The 15,487-nt window shown below is 67.6% G+C and carries 11 protein-coding genes and 1 pseudogene; 2 read left to right on the top strand and 10 right to left on the bottom strand.

All coding sequences use genetic code 11. The features are described from left to right. Nucleotides 1-2: 2 nt before the first annotated feature. A complete protein-coding gene (gene xylA / locus H7290_RS17480; RefSeq protein WP_290515302.1) occupies nt 3-1,163 on the top strand; it encodes a xylose isomerase in 1,161 nt (386 codons plus the stop codon). A gap of 50 nt (nt 1,164-1,213) precedes the next feature. Next, on the top strand, nt 1,214-2,389 hold the full coding sequence (locus tag H7290_RS17475) for an ROK family transcriptional regulator (RefSeq protein WP_290515301.1): 1,176 nt from the start codon (nt 1,214-1,216) through the stop codon (nt 2,387-2,389). A 14-nt stretch (nt 2,390-2,403) separates the two neighbouring features. On the opposite strand, the gene H7290_RS17470 is transcribed toward H7290_RS17475, so the two are convergent. The 10 genes and pseudogenes from H7290_RS17470 to H7290_RS17425 all read right to left on the bottom strand — a co-directional run. Next, nucleotides 2,404-3,627: an ROK family protein gene (locus tag H7290_RS17470; protein ID WP_290515300.1), complete on the bottom strand. Its 1,224-nt coding sequence runs from the start codon at nt 3,625-3,627 to the stop codon at nt 2,404-2,406. A gap of 2 nt (nt 3,628-3,629) precedes the next feature. Continuing rightward, nucleotides 3,630-4,892 (bottom strand): ABC transporter permease, encoded by a 1,263-nt coding sequence (locus H7290_RS17465; RefSeq protein WP_290515299.1) that lies wholly within the window; start codon nt 4,890-4,892, stop codon nt 3,630-3,632. A 14-nt stretch (nt 4,893-4,906) separates the two neighbouring features. Next, entirely contained in the window at nt 4,907-5,686 is a 780-nt protein-coding gene (locus tag H7290_RS17460) for an ATP-binding cassette domain-containing protein (RefSeq protein ID WP_290515298.1), read from the bottom strand. A 112-nt stretch (nt 5,687-5,798) separates the two neighbouring features. After that, nucleotides 5,799-6,890, bottom strand: coding sequence for a substrate-binding domain-containing protein (locus tag H7290_RS17455; protein ID WP_290515297.1), 1,092 nt, complete (start codon nt 6,888-6,890; stop codon nt 5,799-5,801). A gap of 215 nt (nt 6,891-7,105) precedes the next feature. Next, nucleotides 7,106-9,796: an aconitate hydratase AcnA gene (gene acnA, locus H7290_RS17450; RefSeq protein WP_290515296.1), complete on the bottom strand. Its 2,691-nt coding sequence runs from the start codon at nt 9,794-9,796 to the stop codon at nt 7,106-7,108. Between the two features lie 155 nt (nt 9,797-9,951). Continuing rightward, nucleotides 9,952-10,638 carry a hypothetical protein gene (locus tag H7290_RS17445; RefSeq protein WP_290515295.1) on the bottom strand — a complete coding sequence of 229 codons (687 nt, stop codon included), beginning with the start codon at nt 10,636-10,638 and terminating at the stop codon, nt 9,952-9,954. Between the two features lie 10 nt (nt 10,639-10,648). Further along, complete coding sequence (locus tag H7290_RS17440; RefSeq protein WP_290515294.1) at nt 10,649-13,234, bottom strand: hypothetical protein; 2,586 nt, start codon at nt 13,232-13,234, stop codon at nt 10,649-10,651. A 61-nt stretch (nt 13,235-13,295) separates the two neighbouring features. Further along, nucleotides 13,296-14,564 carry a class I SAM-dependent RNA methyltransferase gene (locus H7290_RS17435; protein WP_290515293.1) on the bottom strand — a complete coding sequence of 423 codons (1,269 nt, stop codon included), beginning with the start codon at nt 14,562-14,564 and terminating at the stop codon, nt 13,296-13,298. Then, nucleotides 14,554-15,204 carry a hypothetical protein gene (locus H7290_RS17430; protein WP_290515292.1) on the bottom strand — a complete coding sequence of 217 codons (651 nt, stop codon included), beginning with the start codon at nt 15,202-15,204 and terminating at the stop codon, nt 14,554-14,556. Before H7290_RS17430 ends, H7290_RS17435 begins: the two co-directional genes overlap by 11 nt. After that, nucleotides 15,201-15,487: pseudogene (locus H7290_RS17425) on the bottom strand (DNA-binding protein); the annotation flags it as partial. The pseudogene H7290_RS17425 and the gene H7290_RS17430, both read right to left, overlap by 4 nt.

The following is a 15,487-nucleotide window of genomic DNA, read 5'->3' as shown; positions in this document are numbered from 1 at the left end:
ACATGAGCATCCCGACCCCCGTTCCCTCCGACAAGTTCTCCTTCGGTCTCTGGACCGTCGCCTACCCGGGCCGCGACCCGTTCGGCGAGCCGACACGTGCGCCGATGGACCCGATCTACGCACTCGAGAAGCTCGCTGACCTGGGCGCGTACGGTGTCAACTTCCACGACGACGACCTGATCCCGTTCGGTTCCGACGACGCCACGCGCGACGGCATCATCGAGCGGTGGAAGAAGGGCCTTGCCGACACCGGTCTCGCCGTCACCACCTCGACGACCAACCTCTTCAACCACCCGATGTTCAAGGACGGCGGGTTCACGTCGAACGACCGCGAAGTCCGCCGCTTCGCGATCCGCAAGGTCATGCGGAACATCGACCTCGCCGCCGAGCTCGGAGCCAAGGTGTACGTGTGCTGGGGCGGTCGTGAGGGCTCCGAGTCCGGCGCGGCAAAGGACGTCTCCGCCGCACTCGACCGCTACCGCGAGGCGTTCAACCTCCTGGGCGAGTTCGTCCACGACAAGGGCTACGACATCAGGTTCGCGATCGAGCCCAAGCCCAACGAGCCTCGCGGCGACATCCTGCTGCCGACGGTGGGCCACGCCCTCGCGTTCATCAGCACCCTCGACCGCGCTGAGAACGTCGGCGTCAACCCCGAGGTCGGTCACGAAGAGATGGCCGGGCTCAACGCAGCCCACGGATACGCACAGGCGCTGTGGCAGGGCAAGCTCTTCCACATCGACCTCAACGGACAGACCGGACCGCGCTACGACCAGGACTTCCGCTTCGGCGCTGGCAATGCGCGCGGCGCCTTCTGGGTGGTCGACACGATTCTCGCGGGCGGCTACGACGGCCCGGTGCACTTCGACTTCAAGACTCCGCGCACCGAGGACGACAAGGGCGTCTGGGCATCGGCAGCCGGTTGCATGACCAACTACCTGATCCTGCGCGACAAGGTGCAGGCGTTCCGTGCCGATCCGGAGGTGCAGGCGGCTCTCGAGGTGGCGAAGCTGCCCGAGCTCGCGCTGCCGACCCTGTCGGAGGGTGAGGGCTGGGCCGAGCTGGAGAAGGCCGAGCTGTCCGATCCCGAGGTCCTGGCCGCACGCGGAGCTGGCTTCGAGCACCTCGATCAGCTGGCGCTCGAGCACCTATACGGGACGCGCTGAGGGTGCCCCAACCCCCGGCGCTGGCCCGCCCCGCTCGCGGGGGTATCCCCATGAGCGTCCCGGCCGGCAGCGAGTACGTGCGGCGGCAGAACATTGCTCTCGTGCTGCGCTCGCTGCGGGCCTTCGGGCCGGCCACGCGCACCGAGCTGGCACGACGCACCGGGCTTGCCAAGGCCACGGTCGGCACGATCGTCGGGGGGCTCCGAGCCGGCGGTGCCGTCAGCGAGGACGAGTCGGTGCCGTCCGGCCGAGGACGTCCCGGCCGGCCCGTGAGCCTCGCGGGCGAGTCAATCATCGGTCTGGGGCTCGAGGTCAACGTCGATTACGTCGCGGCGGTTGCCCTCGACCTCGGCGGCAGGGTCAAGATCGCCGAGACCCGGTCGGTCGCCGCCGCCGGACGTCCTCCGAGCACGAGTGAGCTCGTCGGCCTTGCCTCCGACGTGCGGGCGACCTTGCTCGGTGACGGTCACACGATCGTCGGTGCCACCGTCGCAGTGCCAGGGCTCGTGGCCCACGACAACCGCACGGTGTCGTGGGCTCCCAACCTCGGCTGGGACGGGAAGCAGCTCGCGGCCGAGATCGAGCTGGCCTTCGGCGGCGAGTGCCCCACGACGATCGACAACGACGCCAACTGCGCCGCGTTGGCCGAGGCCGCGCACGGTGTGACCGTGGACGTCGACCACTCGCTCTACATCACCGGCACCGTCGGCATCGGTGCCGGCATCGTGCAGGACGGCATGCTGCTGCGCGGAGGGGCCGGGCTCGCGGGCGAGGTCGGGCACATGCCCATTGGAGACCCCCGCAGGAGGTGTGGCTGTGGGCGTCTGGGCTGTTGGGAGGCCTCAGTCGGTCTGCGCGCCATGCTCCGCGCCGTACAGATGCCTGAGGAGGCCACCCCGTTGCAGACTGCCATCGCTGTCGCGGCCAGGGCCGAGAGTGATCCGCTCGTACGAGAGGCGCTCGCCGGTCTTGGTCACGACCTGGGCATCGGCCTCGCGACCCTCGCCACCGTGCTCGACCCGTCAGCAATCGTGCTCGGCGGCTACTTCGTCCCGCTCGGACAGTACGTCGTTCCTGCCGCGCAGGAGGTCCTGGCCGATCGGCTCCCGTCGGCAGCGATCCACCTGCCGGAGATCCGGCTCAGCTCACTGGGCATCCACGCCGCGGCCCTGGGTGCCGCGGAGGACGCATTGGCAGACGTCTTCGCCGGAGCCGCCCCACTCTGACCGTCGTGCGGGTGTCATGAGACGAGCGCTGCCTCGACGTCGCGGCAGGCGCCACTCAGACGGCCTACCGGGTCGGCGAGCAACGGTCCGAACGCGAGTTCTGCAGCACCCTGCAGCACCGAGTCGCCACCGAGGCCCGGCAGTGTCACCTTGACGAGCTCGCGGGGGGCGATGAGCGCGTGCACGGCGAGCTCGCTCTCGACATCCCTCCGGACCAGGGGGAACAGCGACCTCAGGTAGCCACCCAGGACGATGACGCGTGGGTTGAGCAGGTTGACCGTCCCGGCGAGGCCGCGGCCCAGGTGGCGGCCGACGAGCCGAAGTTCTGGCGTGGCCTCGTGCACGCCCTCGAGAAACTCTCCGAGCGCGCCGATGCGATCAAGGGGGCATCCGATCGCTTCGGCGATGGCGGGCGCGCCGATCTCGGTCTCCCAGCAACCTCGGGCACCGCAGTGGCAGAGCTTGCCGTCGGGCTGGAACGGCATGTGACCGATCTCGCCGGCGTAGCCTCCGGCACCTTCGAGGGGGCGACCTCCGACGATGACACCTGCGCCGACCCCGACCTCGCCGGAGAGGTAGACGAGGTCCTCGACGCCGATACCGGCACCACGAAGGTGCTCCGCGAGGGCACCGAGGTCTGCGTCGTTGCCGAGAACCGGAAGGCCCACCGTGTCGATGCGCTCGGCCAAGATGTCGGCGAACGGCACGTCGCGCCAACCGAGGTTGGGAGCGAGACGCACCAGGCCGTCCGCGGCCCTGATGATGCCCGGCACACTGACCCCGACGCCGACCATGGAGGCGTCGGGGTTGACGTCCTTGACCACGAGCCGCATGAGCTCGACGACCGAGTTTCCGACGGCCTCGGGGTCGTGGCCTGCGGGCACCGGGCCGGTGGCGCGCGCCTGCACGACGCCACCCAGACCAACACGGGCGACCGTCAGGCCGTCGACGCGGAGGTCGACCGCCAGGACATACGCTCCCGTCCGCGCCTTGACGTCGACGGAGGGACGGCCCGCGCTGATGCGGGTGCCCTGAGGCTTCGCCTGCTCGGCGAGCCCGAGGGACTCCAGCTCGGTGACAAGACCAGCGATGGTGCTGCGGTTCAGGCCCATGAGGGACGTCAGCTCGGCCCGGGAGATGCGGCCGGCCCGGTGGACATGACCCAGCGCGGTTCCCAGGTTGTGCCGACGGACGTCCTCCTGGTTGGTGCCGACACCCGAGCGTCCGGCAGTTGCCATGGTCAGAGGCCTGTCGCCGAACGCCGACGCCGCGAGATCGCATCCACGCTGGCCGCGAGGAGAAGCACTGCACCCGTGACGAGGAAGTTGATGTACGACGCTTGGGCGAGAAGCCCGAGCCCATTGGCAATCGTGGCGATGACGAGGCCACCGATGACGGCATCGCTCGCCTTGCCCTTGCCACCGAACAGGCTCGTGCCGCCGATGACCGCCGCGCCGACTGCGTAAAGAAGGACGTTGCCGCTGCCGGAGGACGTGGAGACCTTGCCACCGTAGGACGCCGCGACGATACCGCTCAGCGCAGCCATCGCCGAGCACATCATGAACACCGTGATACGAACGCGGTCGACGTTGATGCCGGCGCGACGGGCCGCCTCGGAGTTGCCACCGACGGCATACACATGCCGGCCCCACGTGGTGCGGCCGAGGGCGAAGGACCACGCGATGAGCAGCACGATCACGACCGGCAGGACGTACGGGATGCCGCTGATCGGGAAGTTCGGGTTGACACTCCGGTTCTGGTTGAGGATGTACGTCACCACGACCAGGACGACGGCAATCGCGACGATCTGAGCGACGACCACGGGGAGCGGCTGGTGCTGCAGCCCCCGTGCGACCTTGCTCCGGTGCCGCAGCAGCGTGAGCGCGGCGTAGACGACGACGATGACGATCGCGGTGATCCAGCCCCAGGTGATGCTCATGTTGCTGTTGGCGATGCCACTGATGACCGGGTCGTTGACGCGGACCGAGCCGCCCTCGCCAATGAGCTTGAGGGTGACACCCTGCAGGCCGAGGAAGAAGGCCAGCGTCACGACGAACGACGGGATACCGAGCTTGGCCACGAGCACGCCGATCAACAACCCGATGAAGGCTCCGACCACGAGCGCGGCCGCCACTGCGAGGTACCAGGGCTGGTCGTGCTTGACGATCGCCAGACCCATGACACACGCGGACACGCCGCCGGCAACACCGGCCGAGAGGTCGATTTCGCCGAGCAGCAGCACAGGGACCAGGGCCATCGCAAGGATGATGATTGACCCCGCCTGGGTGACCAGGTTCGCCATGTTCAGGTTGGAGAGGAATCTCTCGTTGGCGAAGCCGAACACGATGAACAGGACCACGAGACCCAGGATCGAGGGCAGCGCCCCCATGTCGCCGCCGCGTACGCGGCTGCCGTAGGCCCGGACGGAGTCGCCGAGCGAAGACGACTGGGTGAGGTCGGACGCGAAGCCCGCCTGCTCGGATTCGGTGATGATGTCAGTCATGTTGTTCTCCCGGGTCAGACCGTGGCAGACGACGCCGCAGCACCGTCGATGTCGGATGAGTGGCCGGTCGTGATGAGCTCGACGACCTGGCGCGACGTGACGTCCTTGGTAGCCACCTCGGCCGCGACACGCCCGAGGTACAGCGCACTGATGCGGTCGGAGACCTCGAACACGTCTGTGAGGTTGTGCGAGATCAGCAAGACCCCGACGCCCGAGTCGGCCAGGCGGCGCACGAGGTCGAGCACCTGTCGGGTCTGCGCCACGCCGAGCGCGGCGGTGGGCTCGTCGAGCAGCACGATCTTGGACTTCCACAGCACCGACTTGGCGATGGCCACGGTCTGGCGCTGCCCACCGGACAGGCTTGACACGGTTTGACGCACCGACTTGACGGTGCGCACCGACAGCGATGTCAAGGCGTCCCGGGCCTGTGACTCCATCGCGGTCTCATCGAGCACGATGCCGTTGGTCTTCTCGCGGCCGAGAAACATGTTTTCGACGATGTCGAGGTTCTCGCACAGCGCCAGGTCTTGGTACACCACCTCGATGCCGAGGGCACCTGCGTCCTTGGGCCCGTGGACCGTGACCGGCTTCCCTTCGAAGAGGTACTCGCCCGAATCGGCCGGGTGGATGCCCGCGACACACTTGACGAGCGTCGACTTGCCGGCACCGTTGTCACCGACGAGTGCAGTGACCTGGCCGGGATAGATGGAGAGGTCGACGTCGTGGAGGACGTGGACGACACCGAAGCTCTTGTTGATTCCCCGCAGCTGGAGGAGGGGGGTCGATTCGCTCATGGGGAGCCTTCCGGGTGTACAGAATGTGGTCGCGTCACCGGGAGCGTGACGTGCCGGGGAAAGTGCCGGGTGTGACCCTCCGAGGACATCCGGAGGGTCACACCCGAGGCGATCAGCTGATGCCAGCGTCAGCGCACTGCTTGGCGAACTGGCCGGTGCACAGGTCGGAGGCCTTCATGTCACCTGCATCGATGACTGCCTTGACGTTGGACTTGTCGATCGCGACCGGATCGAGCAGGATCGCCGGGACGTCACGCTTGCCCGTGTCGTCCTTCACCGTGCCAGTGGCAGCCGGCTTGTTGCCCTTGACCATGGCGATGGCCGCCTCGGCGAGCGCACCGGCCTGACCTGTCGCGGACTTCTGGATCGTCATGCACTGGGTGCCGGAGAGGATGTTCTGCAGACCCTCGACCGAAGCATCCTGACCAGTGACCGGAACCTTGCCAGCCTGACCGTTCTTCTTCAGGATGGAGATGACACCGCCCGCGAGACCGTCGTTGGCGGCGTAGACGCCGTCAACCTTGCCGTTGACCTTGGTGTACAGCTGCTCGAAGATCGTGACGGCCTTGTCATTGTCCCAGTCAGGCACGGCCTGCTCGGCAACGTTCTTGTACTCCGTGTCCTTGTCGAGGACGCTGTGCGCACCTTGGGAGAACAGCGTCGCGTTGTTGTCGGTCGGCGAACCGTTCAGGTAGATGATGTTCGACGGCTTCTTGCCCAGGCACTTGGCGAGGCCTTCACCCTGGAGGGCGCCGACCTTGCTGTTGTCGTAGGAGATGTAGACGTCTGCCGAACCACCCAGCGTGAGCCGGTCGTAGTCGATGGTCTTGACGCCCTGCTTCTTGGCCTTGGCTTCGATGGCTGCGCCCGAGTCGGAGTCGAGGTTGACGATCGCGAGGACCGTGACGCCGTCAGTGATCATGCCGTCGGCGATGGTGGCCATCTTGTCGGCGTCACCCTCGGCGTTCTGCACGCTGTACTCGACTCCGGCCTTCTTGAAGGCTGCCTCGAGCGCAGGCTTGTCGGCGCTTTCCCAGCGGACCGACGACTTGGTGTCGGGAAGGATGACCCCGATCTTGCCCTTGGCCGCACCACCGCTGCCGCCGCTGCCGCCGCTACCGCCGGAGTCGCTGCTTCCGCAGGCGCTGAGTGCGAGCGAGGCACCCATGAGTGTGACCAGTACGAGATTGCGTGTCCGCTTCACACAGACCGCCTCCTAATTCCTCAAGTAGTGCGTCACGCGATGGACATGTGCTGGACATCGGCGCGCAATTGTTGTTTGGCACAACGTATAGCGTGACCGCCGTCACGTCCAGCGTATGGAACAACAAATTGCAGGACGGGACCTAAGGCCCGAGAACCCGCGCGCGCGCGAAGGGGCACCGCCCACCGGACGGTGCCCCTGACCTGCGGGGATGCTCAGTCGAGCAGGCTCCGCAGCCCGTACGGCATGATGCCGCCGTTGCGGTAGTAGTTGGCCTCGCCCGGCGTGTCGATACGCACCACAGCGTCAAACTCCACGTCGGTGCCGGCCTCCTGATGAGCCTTGACGTGCACCGTCTTCGGCGTCGTGCCGGCGTTGAGCTCGGTGATGCCGGTGAAGTCGAACGTCTCCTCCCCCGTCAGCCCCAGCGACTCGGCATTCTGGCCCGCCGGGTACTGCAGCGGCAGGACGCCCATGCCGATCAGGTTGGAGCGGTGGATGCGCTCGTACGACTCGGCGATGACGACCTTGACGCCCAGGAGAGCGGTGCCCTTGGCGGCCCAGTCGCGCGACGAACCGGAGCCGTACTCCTTGCCCGAGAGCACGACCAGCGGCACGCCCGCCGCCTGGTAGGCGGCAGACGCCTCATAGACCGACGTGACCTCTCCACCGGCGATGAGATTGCGGGTGAAGCCCCCCTCGGTGCCCGGTGCCATCTGGTTGCGCAGCCGGATGTTCGCGAACGTCCCGCGGATCATGACCTCGTGGTTACCACGACGGGAGCCGTAGGAGTTGAAGTCACGCGCCTCGATGCCGTGCTCGGAGAGGTAGTGGCCGGCGGGGCTGTCCTTCTTGATGGCCCCGGCAGGGCTGATGTGGTCGGTCGTGACCGAGTCGCCCAGCTTGAGCAGCACCCGCGCGCCGCTGACCTCGGTCACGTCATCGGGCTCGAGCTTCATGCCGTCGAAGTACGGAGCCTTGCGGACGTACGTCGAGCTCTCGTCCCACTCGAAGATGGCACCGTCGGGCGTCGACAGGTTCTGCCAGCGCTCGTCGCCGGCGAACACGTCGGCGTACTCCTTGGTGAAGGTTGCGGAGTCGATCGAAGACGCGATGACGTCCTCGATCTCCGACGGCGAGGGCCAGATGTCCTTCATGTAGACGTCGTTGCCGTCGGGATCCTGCCCGAGCGGGTCGTGGAACAGGTCGACGTCCATGGAGCCAGCCAGCGCGTAGGCGATGACGAGGGGTGGCGACGCGAGATAGTTCATCTTGATGTCGGGGTTGATACGGCCCTCGAAGTTGCGGTTGCCCGAGAGCACCGCAGTCACGGCGAGGTCACCGTCGTTGACGGCCTTGCTGACCTCGGGGATGAGCGGCCCGGAGTTACCGATGCAGGTGGTGCACCCGTAGCCCACAAGGTTGAAGCCGAGCTTGTCGAGGTAGGGCGTGAGTCCCGAGCGGTCGTAGTAGTCGGTGACGACCTTGGAGCCGGGCGCCAAGGTGGTCTTCACCCACGGCTTGCGCTGCAGGCCCTTCTCGACGGCGTTCTTGGCGAGCAGCGCCGCACCGATCATGACTGACGGGTTGGAGGTGTTGGTGCACGACGTGATGGCCGCGATCGTGACGGCACCGTGATCGAGCTCGAACTCCGTGCCGTCCGCGAGCTTGACGTGCTGCGAGTTGGTCGGCCGTCCGATCTCGCCGGAGTCATCCTGGGAGTAGTCGGCGAGGGCGGTGCGGAACGCCGACTTGCTGTCGGTGAGCGACACCCGGTCCTGAGGCCGCTTGGGCCCGGCGATCGACGGGACGACGTCGCCGAGGTCGAGCTCGAGGTATTCGGAGTAGCGCGCCTCGTGGTCGGGGTCGTGCCACATTCCCTGTGCCTTGGCGTAGGCCTCGACGAGCGCGATCTGCTCCTCGCTGCGACCCGTGAGCCGCAGGTACTTGCTGGTCTCGTCGTCGATCGGGAAGATCGCGATCGTCGATCCGTACTCGGGGCTCATGTTGCCGATCGTGGCGCGGTTTGCCAACGGGACGGCACCGACGCCGGACCCGTAGAACTCGACGAACTTGCCGACGACGCCGTGCTTGCGCAGCTGCTCGGTGATGACGAGCACCAGGTCCGTCGCGGTGGCACCCTCCGGCAGCTCGCCGGAGAGCTTGAAGCCGACAACGCGCGGGATGAGCATGCTGATCGGCTGCCCGAGCATGGCCGCCTCGGCCTCGATGCCACCAACACCCCAGCCGACGACCCCCAGCCCGTTGACCATCGTGGTGTGTGAGTCGGTGCCCACGCACGAGTCGGGATAGACAGTTCCGTTCTTCTCGAACACGACGCGCGCAAGGTGCTCGATGTTGACCTGGTGGACGATGCCGGTGCCGGGCGGGACGACCTTGAAGTCGTCGAACGCTCCTTGGCCCCAGCGGAGGAACTGGTAACGCTCGCGGTTGCGCTCGTACTCGATCTCGACGTTGCGCTCGAATGCACCGGGGGTGCCGAACACGTCGGCGATGACGGAGTGGTCGATGACCATCTCGGCCGGGGCGAGAGGGTTGATCTTGGTGGCGTCACCGCCGAGGTCGGCCATGGCCTCACGCATCGTGGCGAGGTCGACGACGCACGGCACACCGGTGAAGTCCTGCATGATCACGCGTGCCGGCGTGAACTGGATCTCCTTGCTCGGCTCCGCGTCTGCGTCCCAGCCGGCCAGCGCCTCGATGTCGGCCTTCGTGATGTCGGCACCGTCCTCGGTGCGCAGGAGGGACTCGAGCAGCACCTTGAGGCTGAACGGGAGTGTCGAGACGTCGAGCCCATCACCAGTCACCGCATTGAGGCGGTAGTAGTCGTAGGAGGCCCCCCCGACTGTGAGCGAGTCCTTGGATTCAAAGCTGTCGACGGCCATCGTCATTCTCCTTCGCGCTGTCGGATTCCATCCTGCCCAGCATCATGGTGTGGCGCACGGTCAGGTCTGCCTAACCCTGCAGGTCTCATCCCATCGCATTTGTCTTGATATCAAGATACACGATGTCGAGAGATTTTGTCGCGGCGGGTCAGTCCTCAGAACAGGTGGGGGAAGCGGAGAAGGGGCGAGAAGTACACGATGTATGACAGTGCCACCGCGAGGACGCCGAGGACGCCGACGACGTCGAGGGCGACCAGTGCTCGCTGACGATCTGGCGCGATGACCGCGTCCGGACCCGAGCCCTGTACGACCTTGCTCCTGACGATCCGATCAGCGAACCCGCGGTCGGTGGTGACGAGCAGCGGCACGAGGAGGACGAGCAGCGCGAGGTAGGCCGCTCCCCCGAAGTGCCAGCTCTCCGGAGTGAGTCGGCGAAGCACCGTGGGCAGGCCGATCGGGATGGCGGCTACAGCGAGATCAAGGAGGACTGCCATGAGCAGACCGCGAGCAAGCCCTCGCGCTGCACCCGTAGGCCGGCCGCCGTCCACGTCCACGACGGCGAGACCGACCCGGTGCTTGCCGATGCTGTGACCCCTCAGTCCCTGACGCAGCCCGTTGTTCCAGACCAGGAAGAGCTCGCCGGCGATGAGACCGCTCAGGATGAGGTCGTCCGACAGGCTGATCGACCAGAAGTCGCTGCCGTCTCCCCCACTCAGGGCCTGGTGGATCGCGCGGCCGATGAAGTAGACCGCCGCACCTGCCGTGAATGCTCCGCTGAACAGCAGAGCATCCTGTCCGAGCGCTTCGCGGCGCAGCTTCCTGATCGTCCTGATCTCTGTCATGACCATGCTCCTAACGCATCGCTCTCACATAGCCGACGACCCTGCGGCCGTCGCGGACCCGGTCTTCCCAGGTGATGCCGATGCCGAGTGAGATGGCTCCGACCAGGGCGATCAGCACCACTCGGGGTGCGGCATTCGCGTAGGGGCCGATGTTGAACAGCACCAAGAGTGTCAGGATCGCCACCCCGGAGACGAAGGGGGCCTGCCATCCCAACCGGACCCCGGCCACGAGCGCGACGAGCGACGCGGCGCCGAGCAGCAGCGCGCGCAGGTCGGTCGGGTCGACCAAGGCCTGGGGGACGCTCGGCAGCAGCGCCAGAGCAAGGCCCGGTCCGAGGTACAGCCACGTGCCGGAGGCGGTGTGGCGACGCAACAGGACGATACCGAGCCCGAGTGCGGCAGCGCCCAAGGGCAGCGTGTAGGCCTCGACGAACGTGAATCCGCTGTCGACGATGAGAAGCACGTAGGCCACGATCATCGCGGAGATGCCCGGCCAGAGGTACCAACGACGATCGGGGACGGCGAAGCTGAGGGCGATGAGCACGACACCGAGGAGGGTCCACCGCACCGCGAGCTCGGAGCTGGAGACGTCGTCGGTCAGGGTTGCGGCAGCGGCGAGGACACCTACGACCTCCAGCGGGATGCGTGTCACATGGTCCCGCAGCGGCAGACCTGCGCCCGCCACGAGGCCCAGGCCCGTCACCAGCACGGCAACGGCGACGGCCTGCTCCGGTACGTCGAGGAGACGCGCGGCGGCGGCCACTCCCCCGATAGCGAGACCGGCACCAGCACCGGCGTAGGCCAGTCGCAGCTCCCGAGGGCCGTCCTTCGCGTGCGCGAGAACGGCGAGCACGGCGGCCCCGGCGAGCCACGCCGGAGCCGAGACGCCTGTGCTGGACGCGGCGAGCGCAGCGGCGAGGACCACGAAGAGGGCAGAGAGCGGACCGGCAAGAGGCACCCCGCCGACGAGGAGCTGCGGACCGCGCAGACGGGCCACGAGCAGAGCAGCGGCGGCGGCGAGCAGCAGCGCAACGCCCGCCCACACCGGCACTCTGGCTGCGACGACCGCGTTCGCGAGACCCACCGAAGCGGCGATGGCGGCGATCGCGTACGCGTGCGGTCGACGTGTGGCTGCTTCAGGCCATCGGGGCACGAACCAGCACACGACCAGGAGAGCCACCAGCACGGCTGGGACGACCCACGTCGAGACGTCGTCGGGGATGCTGGAGTCGAGGCGGGCGTCCCACGCACCGTCCCACGCGGTGTCGAGGGCGTGGCCCGCCGAGTCGAGGACGTCGATGAGAAGGACGACCTGCAAGAGCAGCAGTGCCGCGATCGACGGAACCGCACCGACACGCACCCCCCGGAGCCAGTCGTTGCTGCCACGCACCGCCCCCACGGCCAACGCTGCGGCAATCACGGCGACAGCCAGCCACAGCCCCTCGGTCTGCGACTCCTCCGATGCCGGCGTGACGACGAGAAGAGTGGCCGAGACGACGGCAGCGGCCACCGCCGGGATGCGCACCTGTCGCACGACAGCCCCGACAGCGACCGAGGCGACCGCTATCAGTGCCATCGGGAGGCCGTGCCGGCCGGCCACCACGTCGTCGAGTGCGGGATGGTCGAACAGCTCCACCGCAGCGGCCACGAAGGCGAAGAGATAGAACCCCGCCACGACGACCCGGGAAGCGATGGTCAGGACCCGAATGGCAGCCGGCCGGGTCGCGAGCGCAAGGGCGCCTGCCACGACGAGCGCGACACACGACCGCCACGACATGTCCCACCCATCGCCGATGTTGCCCGCGCCGATCGCGGCGATCGTGATGCCGAGACCTCCCACGAGGGATGTCGCGACCAGATCGGCCTTGAGGGTGCGCCGTGCCCACAATGTGATCGCTGCGGCAACGCCCAGCACGAACGTGCCCCAGATGGCCCACGACCACGCCATCTCCAGTCCGTCGAGGCCGAGCATTCCCTCGTGTCGCGCGGCGAAGAAGTCGATCGTCAGAAGGGTGAGGACGATGGTCCAGACAGCCTCCGCCGACGCTCGCAGCGGTCGCAAGGTCACCCAGACGCCGAGCGCCGCGAGCACTGCGGTGACCCCGCTCAGGATCAGGGTGCGACCGACGAGCCCGAGGTCCCCCCAGGAACCGGTCACGAAGATGAAGCCTGCGACGATCAGGCCGAAGGCGCCGAGCGTGACCAGGATCGTGCCGACCGACCAACGACGTTCCGTCGTCGGGTGCGGCAACGGCTGGGATGCGGGGTAGCTCGGGAACGGCGCCGCAGATGACGCCTGCGGTGCCACCGGTGGGACGACGGTCTGGCCCATGCCGCTGGCCGGGCGCCCGGCCGGCGCGGAAGTCGCCGTTGGCGCTGCTGGAGCCGGGGGTGGCGCCATCGGGGCCCACGCAGGCACGCACGCCGGCAACGGGGCTCTCGTCGCTCTGGCCAGGAGCGCGTCCGCGTGGAGCAGGACCTGCCACAGCTCGCGAACTTCTGCCGAGGTCAGGTTGAGCCCGCAGTGGGGGCATTGCGAGTCACCGTCGATCGCGCCCCTGCAGTCGGGGCAGGCTTTCGGGTCGGCGAAGCGCATGTGCACACCATGACGCGAGAGACGACCTGACACAAGGACCGCCGTGCTCCCGACGTCGCGATCAGGCGGTTTCGTCCAGCTCGCCCGGGTTGGGCGCGGCTGTGAGGACGGCGACACATTCCACGTGGTGCGTCATCGGGAACAACGCGAATGCCCGCAGACCTTCGAGCCGGTAGCCCCGCGCAGCGAACGAGGCCAGGTCCCGAGCCAGCGCGGCCGGATCGCAGGCCACGTAGACGATGCGGCGCGGCCCCAGCGCGGCGATGTCGGCCACGACCCTCTTCGCACCCGTGCGCGGCGGGTCGAGCACGACGACGTCAGCGGAGTCACCGAGCATCTGCTGACGTAGCGCACGCTCGACAGTCTCGGCGACCAGCCGCACGTCCGGGAGGTCGTGCAGGTTGCGGCGGGCGTCGCGCGCCGCGACCCGGTCCGACTCGATGCTGAAGACGGTTCCGCCCTCGCCGACCTCGTCAGACAGAAATGTCGTGAACAGTCCTACGCCGGCGTACAGGTCCAGGACTGTGTCGCCTTGCTTGATCTGGGCGGCATCGATCACCGCTTCGACGAGCGTCGTGGCCGCGTCGGGGTGAACCTGCCAGAACCCTGACCCCGACACCCGAAAATCAGTGGAGAGGACGTTCTCGGTGACGAACCCACGCCCACCCCGAGTCGTGCCGTCCACGGCAACTACGCCGTCGACGGCCGCCTCGACCGCATCGGAGATGCTCGCGTCGGTGACGAGAATCTTTTCACCGGTCGAGGAGACGATGGCCTCGACCGAGTCGGCGTCCCACGTCTGTCCGAGCACCTGGGGAAGGTCGGGGTGGGCAATCAGGCACTCCTCCACCGGGATGATGTCGTGGGAACGGTGGCGCCTCAAACCTGGACGGCCGTCACCGTCGACGGCAAACGTCACCCGAGTCCGCCAGCGGAGGGCGTCCGGCTCCACCGCCTCGACGACGCCGTCCCACTCGATACTGGCCAGGCGGTGCAGCTGTTCGCGGACCACGTCGCCCAGCATGGTGCGCTGCACGGCTGGGTCGACGTGCTGGAAGTCGCAGCCCCCGCACAGCCCGGCGTAGCGGCACGGGGCCTCCACGCGACCGGGCGCAGCTTCGAGCACCTCCACCACGTCTGCCCGCAGGAACGACGTCGACCGCTCTGTGATGCGCACCCGGACACGTTCGCCCGGCATGGCGTGTCGGACGAAGACGACCTGGCCGTCGAGTCGGGCCACACAATGTCCACCGTGCGCCACCGGCCCGATGTCGAGGACTGCTTCGAGACTGTCGTCGAAGCCTCGCTCCTGGCCGGCGTCAGCTGTCACGGAAGCCACGCCTGACGTCGCCGGGAGCGGGACGGTCGCGGCTGAAGCGCTTCTTCGCCCGCCCGGCCGAGCTCAGCTGGTAAGGCACGCTCGTGACCATCACGCCAGGCATGAAGAGCAACCGGCTCTTGAGGCGCAGGGCGGTCTGGTTGTGCAGAAGCTGCTCCCACCATCTACCCACGACATACTCGGGGATGTACACCGTGATGATGTCTCGCGGGCTCGACTTGCGGAGCTCCTTGACGTAGCGGATGACAGGTCGGACGAGCTCACGGTAGGGCGAGTTGATGACCTTGAGAGGCACCGGGATAGCGAGGTCTTCCCACTGTTTCATCAGGGCCTCGGTGTGGGCCGGGTCGAACTCCACCGTCAGAGCCTCGATCGAGTTCGGCCTCCCCACCCGCGCGTAGGCGAGGGCGCGCATCGTGGGCTTGTGCACCTTGCTCACGAGCACGATCGCGTGCACGCGCGACGGCAGCATGACGTCGGAGTCGTCGATCTCCAGCTCGGTCGACACCCGGTCGTAATGACGCCCGATGCCGCGCATCAGCAGGAAGACCGCGACCATGGCCACGATCGCGATCCAGGCGCCGGCGAGGAACTTGGTCACGAGCACGATGACAAGCACCGTCGCGGTCATGGCCAGGCCGACCGCGTTGATGTTCCGCTCGCGTTGATGCTCCGCGAGCGGAACATCCGTCGCCGGACCACGGGGTCTGTCTCGGTCCTCAGGTGGCGCGTCCAGTGCCGGATCATGCCGAGCTGGCTGAGGTTGAACGACACGAAGACGCCGACGATGTAGAGCTGGATCAGTCGGGTGACCTGGGCGTCGAACGCCTGGATCAGGAAGATGGCAGCCAGCGCGAGCACGATGATGCCGTTGCTGAAGGTCAGACGGTCACCGCGGGTGTCGAGCTGACGCG

It is taken from the genome of Aeromicrobium sp., from assembly GCF_014378035.1.
Lineage (GTDB): Bacteria > Actinomycetota > Actinomycetes > Propionibacteriales > Nocardioidaceae > Aeromicrobium.
The sequence above is the reverse complement of the archived record's forward strand: the minus strand, read 5'-3'. Positions and strand labels throughout refer to the sequence as shown.

What these genes read in the sequence shown, in the direction of transcription:
- xylA (WP_290515302.1), top strand. Translation starts at nt 3, where the DNA reads ATGAGCATCCCGACCCCCGTTCCCTCCGACAAGTTCTCCTTCGGTCTC.
- H7290_RS17475 (WP_290515301.1), top strand. Translation starts at nt 1,214, where the DNA reads ATGAGCGTCCCGGCCGGCAGCGAGTACGTGCGGCGGCAGAACATTGCT.
- H7290_RS17470 (WP_290515300.1), bottom strand. Translation starts at nt 3,627, where the DNA reads ATGGCAACTGCCGGACGCTCGGGTGTCGGCACCAACCAGGAGGACGTC.
- H7290_RS17465 (WP_290515299.1), bottom strand. Translation starts at nt 4,892, where the DNA reads ATGACTGACATCATCACCGAATCCGAGCAGGCGGGCTTCGCGTCCGAC.
- H7290_RS17460 (WP_290515298.1), bottom strand. Translation starts at nt 5,686, where the DNA reads ATGAGCGAATCGACCCCCCTCCTCCAGCTGCGGGGAATCAACAAGAGC.
- acnA (WP_290515296.1), bottom strand. Translation starts at nt 9,796, where the DNA reads ATGGCCGTCGACAGCTTTGAATCCAAGGACTCGCTCACAGTCGGGGGG.
- H7290_RS17445 (WP_290515295.1), bottom strand. Translation starts at nt 10,638, where the DNA reads ATGACAGAGATCAGGACGATCAGGAAGCTGCGCCGCGAAGCGCTCGGA.
- H7290_RS17440 (WP_290515294.1), bottom strand. Translation starts at nt 13,234, where the DNA reads ATGCGCTTCGCCGACCCGAAAGCCTGCCCCGACTGCAGGGGCGCGATC.
- H7290_RS17430 (WP_290515292.1), bottom strand. Translation starts at nt 15,204, where the DNA reads ATGACCGCGACGGTGCTTGTCATCGTGCTCGTGACCAAGTTCCTCGCC.